We start from the raw sequence: 7,160 nt of genomic DNA, 5'->3' as shown, positions 1-7,160 counted from the left end.
GATATAAGTGAGGTTGAAGGAACACTGACTGTCGGTTTACGGTCTATAGAAGTAACGGCAGATCCAGGTCAAAGCAAGGTATATGGGGAAGATGATCCTGAGTTTACCTATGATGTTACTTCCGGTGAACTTGCACCTGTTCATAGCTTTACCGGAACCCTCAATCGTGATGCGGGTGAAAATGTTGGCACCTATGCCATAGGACAGGGTGGTCTGAGAATCGAGGACGGTGACTCAGAGGATGTTACGGATAATTATGATATTAGCTTTGTGAGCAATGATTTTGAGATAACGCCGGCTGCGTTAACCGTAGAGGCAGATGATAAGAGTAAGGTCTATGATGGAACTCCGTATACAGCATTTACCGTAACGTATACTGGTTTTGAGTTTGGTGACGATGAAAGTGATCTGGACGGAAGTCTTGATTTTAGCGGTGATGCCGTAGGAGCTACCGATGCGGGGAGCTATACGATCACCCCTCAAGGATTGATCAGTAGTAATTATGATATACATTTTGAATCGGGAACACTGACCATTGACGAACGCACCCTTAATTTGAGCAATTTTATCGCAGATTCCAAGATCTATGACGGTACCACGGATGTAACAGGAACAAATTTTGGGGATGACCGTGTAGGTGGTGATGACCTGGAATTTAGCTATGATGCTGCCTTTGCAGATAAGCATGTTGGAGATGACAAGGATGTAAATTTTACCAATATCACCATAAGCGGTGGCGCCGATGCGGCTAATTATACTCTTGCCTCCACCACAGGTACAGCCACGGCTGATATTATCTTACGTTTTCTTGAGATAACTGCCGCAAGTGACAGTAAGGAGTATGACGGCACTGCCCTTACGAATACCGGGTATACTGTGAGTGATGGAAGTGTTGTCGGCACAGAGACTCTTGATGCTGTGACAGTAACGGGGAGTCAGACCAATGTTGGAACAAGCGATAATGTTGCCTCCGGTGCAGTAATATTAGACGCCGGTTTAGATGATGTTACTTCTAATTATAATATCTCCTATGTTAACGGAAGCCTTACTATTACAGAACGGGCAATAGTAGTAACTGTTGATCCAGGTCAAAGCAAGGTATATGGGGAAGATGATCCGGAATTTACCTATGATGTTACTTCCGGTGGTCTTGCCGATGGCCATAGTTTTGCCGGTCTCCTTGATCGTGCCGCTGGAGAAGATGTCGGCACCTATGAGATCCTCATGGGTAGTTTGCTAATTGAGAATGATGATTCAGAGGATGTAACGGCCAACTATGGTATCACCTTTGTTGAAGATTTCTTTGCAATCACTAAGGCTCCCTTAACCATTACCGCCGAAGATATCACTAAGACGGAGGGAGAACTCTATGTTTTTGATGAAAAATATCCCTCCGATGATTTCTCAGTTACAGGTCTTGCTTTTGCTGATGCCGTGACAGAGGTGAGTCTTTCAAGTGACGGAGCGGCTGCAGAAGCTGCTGTGGGGGATTACCCCATATCCATAGGGGATGTTCAGGGTATTGATACGGCAAACTATGATATTTCCTATGTACCTGGAGAGCTATCAGTTGTAGACAGGATTGTATTGGACATTGTGAATATTGAGATAGAGGATAAAACCTACGATGCCACAACTGATGCGACGGTAATTAATTGGGGAACCCTTGATGGTGTTGACCCTGCTGATGAGGTTATTCTTGATACCTCCGGAGCTTCAGCTGAATTTGATGATGCAAATGCCGGTTCCAATATAACAGTACATATTACGGGTCTTACCCTGAGTGGCGCCGATGCAGATAAATACGACCTTGGTACAATATCCTCCTCTGCTGATATTAATCCACGGGAGCTTTTACTTGATGATTTTTCTGCAGCTTCCAAGGAGTATGACGGTACTGTAGCGGTTGACGGTACTTCCTTTGAAGACAATCGTATTCCCGGTGATGATCTTGAATTTACCTATGATGCATCCTTTGCGACAAAACATGCAGGGGAAGACAAGACGGTGGAATTTACTTCCATTGCAATCAGCGGTGGTGACGATGCGGCAAATTATATTCTTCAAACAACAGAGGGAACTGCCCTTGCGAATATTACTCCCCGTGATCTTGAACTGAGTAATTTTTCTGCAGCTTCCAAGGAGTATGACGGTACTGATACAGTGATCACCTATTCCTTTGATGACAATCGCATCCCCGATGATGACCTGGAGTTTTCCTATTCGGTGTATTTTGAGGATGCTGAGGTTGGAACAGATAAGCAGGTTTTCTTCAGAGATATTGAAATATTCGGTGGTGATGATCGAGACAATTACACCCTTGTTACTCTGGCCGATAGCACTCAGGCTGATATTACCGGACGTAATGTGGAAATCACCGCCCATGGTCAGAGTAAGACCTATGGAGAAGACGATCCGGAACTGACCTGGGAGGTAAGCGACGGCGAGCTTGTTTCGGGAGATACTCTGAGTGGTAGTTTGTCCCGTGAAAGCGGTGAGGATGTTGGAATGTATGAGATCAGCCGGGGCAGTCTTGACAACAGCAATTATATCATCACCTTTATTGAAGATAGCCTTGCAATAACCCCCGCCGATCTTACGGTAACAGCCGATGACACCACAAAGATTTATGATGGGGAAGCAGTATCAGAATTCAGTGTTACCTATACGGGCTTTCAGTTCAGTGATAACGAAAACGATCTTGATGGAACCCTAACCTTCAGCGGAGATGCCGTGGGTGCCATTAATGCCGGAGAATATACAATTATTCCCGAGGGTGTAACCAGCAGCAATTACAGCATTACCTTTGATGAGGGAACTCTTACCATCACCGAACGGGAATTGCAAATTTCCGCCCATGGTCAGAGTAAGACCTACGGAGAAGCTGACCCTGAACTGACCTGGGAGATACGCGGAAGCTCACTTATTTCCGGTGATGAGATTACGGGAAGTCTCTCCCGTGAAAGCGGTGAGGATGTGGGGTTGTATGAGATACAGCAGGGCGATCTGAGTGCCGGCTCAGACTATGCTATCACCTTTATCGAAGACAGCTTGGAGATAACCCCTGCTGATCTTACTATTCGGGCCAATGACACCACAAAGATTTATGATGGGGAAGCAGTATCAGAATTCAGAGTTACCTATACGGGCTTTCAGTTCAGTGATAACGAAAACGATCTTGATGGAACCCTAACCTTCAGCGGAGATGCCGTGGGTGCCATTAATGCCGGAGAATATACAATTATTCCCGAGGGTGTAACCAGCAGCAATTACAGCATTACCTTTGATGAGGGAACTCTTACCATCACCGAACGGGAACTGGAAATAACCGCTCAGAATCAGCTGAAAATATACGGAGAAAACGATCCTGAACTGACTTGGGAGGTAAGCGGAGGCTCACTTATTTCCGGTGATGAGATTACGGGTAGCCTCTCCCGTGAAAGCGGTGAGGATGTGGGGTTGTATGAGATACAGCAGGGCGATCTGAGCGCCGGTTCAGACTATGTCATTACTTTTATCGAAGACAGTTTGGAGATAATCCCTGCTGATCTTACGGTAACAGCCGATGACACCACAAAGATTTATGACGGGGAATCAATATCAGAATTCAGAGTTACCTATACGGGCTTTCAGTTTAGTGATAATGAAGGGGATCTTGCGGGTACTCTTACCTTCAGCGGAGATGCAGTGGGAGCCATTAATGCCGGAGAATATACAATTATTCCCGAGGGTGTAACCAGCAGCAATTACAGCATTACCTTTGATGAGGGAAATCTTACCATCACCGAACGGGAATTGCAAATTTCCGCCCATGGTCAGAGTAAGACCTACGGAGAAGCTGACCCTGAACTGACCTGGGAGGTCAGCGGTGGCTCACTTATTTCCGGTGATGAGATTACGGGTAGCCTCTCCCGTGAAAGCGGTGAGGATGTGGGTTTTTATGAGATACATCAGGGCGATCTGAGCGCCGGTTCAGACTATGCTATCACCTTTATCGAAGACAGCCTTGAAATAACTCCTGCTGATCTTACTATTCGGGCCAATGACACCACAAAGGTCTATGACGGAGAAGCAATAACCGAATTTAGTGTCACCTATACGGGCTTTCAGTTTAGTGATGACGAAAACGATCTTGATGGATCCCTAACCTTCAGCAGGGATGCCGTGGGAGCCACTAAGGCTGGAGAATATACAATTATTCCCGAGGGTGTAACCAGCAGCAATTACAGCATTACCTTTGATGAAGGAACTCTTACTATCACCGAACGGGAATTGCAAATTTCCGCCCATGGTCAGAGCAAGACCTACGGAGAAGACGATCCGGAACTGACCTGGGAGATACGCGGAGGCTCACTTATTTCCGGTGATGAGATTACGGGTAGCCTCTCCCGTGAAAGCGGTGAGGATGTGGGTTTTTATGAGATACAGCAGGGCGATCTGAGCGCCGGTTCAGACTATGTCATTACCTTTATCGAGGATACTCTTACCATTCTGTCTGCCACCCTTGTGATTTCTGCAGATACCCTTGAGCGGGAAATAAATGATGAAGATCCTAAATTTACGGCACGGTTTTCCGGCTTTCAGTTTGATGATGATGCATCTGTTATTCGTAACCTTTCCTTTGAGCGTGAGACCGGGGATACTCTTGGAGAGTATGTTATTACGCCCTATGGTGCAGATGCGCAGAATTATCAGATTGAATACGAGACCGGTCTTCTCATCATTTATTCCGGAAACACTCCACCAGAGCTTATTTCTGTAGAACGGGGATTGACAGAACAGGGAGCTCCTTTTACTATTTCTCCTCACTATTGGACTGCCCTTGATGCCGATGGTGATTCTCTGTGGATTGTCCCGGAGGAGGGGGAATCGTATACCGTTGATGGCAATGTTATACACCCGAATAGTAATTTTACGGGGGTTCTATCGGTACCGGTTCGAGTGACAGATGGCATTGATTTTTCTAATATGAAAGTCATGGATATTGAAGTTCGCCCCTTTGGAGTAAATACTCCTCCTCGGTTAGTATGGCTCGATACATTACAGATAGAGACAGGACAATCAGGGTATCTACGATCTGCCATGGAGATAACCGATGATGACGATGATCGGGTCTACATCATTACTGATACGACCAGTTCATTTCACAGAAGCAGAGACACCCTGTATCCTACAGGAAGTGATCTTGGTCTGCACCGTATTGCCTTTCAGTTGACGGATGGTATTGATACCACCGCAACAGAAACTCTTCACGTTGTGGTGTACGAACGATATCTTGATCTTGACTTTGGGCATGTTGATACGCTGACACAGGAATATCGGGTTATGGCTGGTCCTAATCCTGTTCCACCGGGTGAACACAAGGTTGTGGTATACGCCCACGCCGGAGAGGCAGAACAGGTAGATATTCGTATCTTTAATTATGTGGGAGATGTGGTACACCGGGCGCGCAAGAACGTTTCGCCGCATAACGATCTTTTTACATATGAGTGGATGATTGGAGATCTCTCTCGCTATGCTGGCAGAAGTTATCTGGTTATGATAGACTTTTTAGTAGAAGGCCGGTCTGTAAAGCAGCAGCGGATGATGATTGGTATTCAGAGATAAAGGTGGGGTATCATGGGGCGTTTTTTATTCTATGGCTGTATGATCTTTTTCTTAGGTGGATGCTCTTCCTTTTGGGAAGATCAGCCTCCGGAGATTATTGATTTGGTGCGTGATATTGCGATTCAGCGGGGGGATAGTTTAGTCCTATCCATGAAGTATATTGATGCGCGCAGTCGTTCGGGAAGGACACTATCGTTACAAATAGGTGCTGGCAATAACTACTCTCTTCATACGCACACTATTATTCCCGACGCCGGTTTTACGGGGGACTTATCGGTTCCCGTATGGGTGGATGACGGCGTTGCTACATCTGAGAGGGATACCATTCGTGTCCGAGTTATTACGGAGATTCACCTTATGCCCCTTGCCCAGGATAATTTTTGGGTATACACAGATTTAGATCATCATGGGCGTACGGCAGAGTCTCGTCTGGTTGTTCATGAACCGTGGCATGCATCGGGGTTTAGCGGGGAGAGTTTTGTGTGTCAATGGGATCATCTTGAAGATGATATTACCTTGTATTACGGTACTGATTCTGCAGGAGCTACGTATCTCTTGGGAGCCGCTTCTCCCCAAGACACCCTATGGCACGATTCTCTTCCCATGGTTCGTTTTCCCTATCCTGTTACGCAAGGTGATTCATGGGAGTATCCTGATCTTGGATATAGTCTCAGTGACTCGGCCTTTGTATTGTTTTTTCGACAAGCAGAGGCGATCGATACTGCAGCGTTTGTTTCTGTTCCGGCAGGCATTTTTTCTACTATCCAATATCGCCTGACCATACCATATGAGCAGTTTTTGCGGGGGGCGGGTGTTCGCTTTCCTCCTACCATGGAAAAAAGAGTACCATCGCAGGATATTTTCATATATTACTACTACGCTCCGGGAATTGGCTTAGTACAGTATAAAGAATATGAAGGGGAACGTTTGCGGAGACAAAAGACATTATCCTCCTATGAGGTTCATTAAATGAGAATCCTTCCTTTGCTCCTCGCGGTATGTATCTGTACGGTGTCTGTGCAGGGACGAACTTCTCGCCAAAGTGTGGAAGGGTATCCCCTTTTTAGTGCAGGAGCTCTTCTGAATCATGAGTCCATAGGTGCCGTGGGGGCAGTGCAGATACGGGATTTTGTTTCCACGGAAATCCTTTTAGAAGGGGCATGGAATAGAGAGCATTGGCGTGGTTCTGGCCGGGTTTTATTTCATGGGGTGTCTCTTTTTAACGATCTTATTTCCATGCCTCTTATTGGCGCTGCCGGATATACGGCTCATGCCGTTGATACGGTGATAGCAAATGAGTCATATAGCACGACCGTCTCGTTTCCCTTTTTCTGGGGAGGGGTAGGGCTCGAATATGCTGTCTCTGAAATTGCTGGTTTCATACGTCTTGAATTTGGGTTTCGCCATGGTGAGAAACGTTTTACCTATGAAACACGCTCGAGCATTGGGAGTGATGAGTATCAACGTGCCACTGCAACGAAAGAATTATTTCCACTTCATATTGGGTTGGTTGTTACAACTGTATTCTAACCACTCCTTGCCCCTACTCTACG

At 46.2% G+C, this 7,160-nt stretch carries 3 protein-coding genes; all 3 read left to right on the top strand.

Going from position 1 to position 7,160, the window contains the following annotated elements; translation table 11 throughout:
* Positions 1-5,607 (top strand): MBG domain-containing protein (locus CALK_RS13055; protein WP_034637760.1); only part of this gene is annotated, 5,607 nt, incomplete at its 5' end.
* 12 nt (positions 5,608-5,619) lie between these two features.
* Positions 5,620-6,576 (top strand): hypothetical protein, encoded by a 957-nt coding sequence (locus tag CALK_RS09745; protein ID WP_022637521.1) that lies wholly within the window; start codon positions 5,620-5,622, stop codon positions 6,574-6,576.
* On the top strand, positions 6,577-7,137 hold the full coding sequence (locus tag CALK_RS09740; protein ID WP_022637520.1) for a hypothetical protein: 561 nt from the start codon (positions 6,577-6,579) through the stop codon (positions 7,135-7,137). It begins immediately after the preceding gene.
* Positions 7,138-7,160: the final 23 nt, after the last annotated feature.

Source organism: Chitinivibrio alkaliphilus ACht1 (assembly GCF_000474745.1).
Classification (GTDB): Bacteria; Fibrobacterota; Chitinivibrionia; order Chitinivibrionales; family Chitinivibrionaceae; genus Chitinivibrio; species Chitinivibrio alkaliphilus.
Note: the sequence above shows the minus strand (reverse complement) of the source record. Positions and strands in the feature narration are given on the sequence as shown.

Coding starts and splice junctions, on each gene's coding strand:
- CALK_RS09740 (WP_022637520.1), top strand. CDS start 6,577: ATGAGAATCCTTCCTTTGCTCCTCGCGGTATGTATCTGTACGGTGTCT.
- CALK_RS09745 (WP_022637521.1), top strand. CDS start 5,620: ATGGGGCGTTTTTTATTCTATGGCTGTATGATCTTTTTCTTAGGTGGA.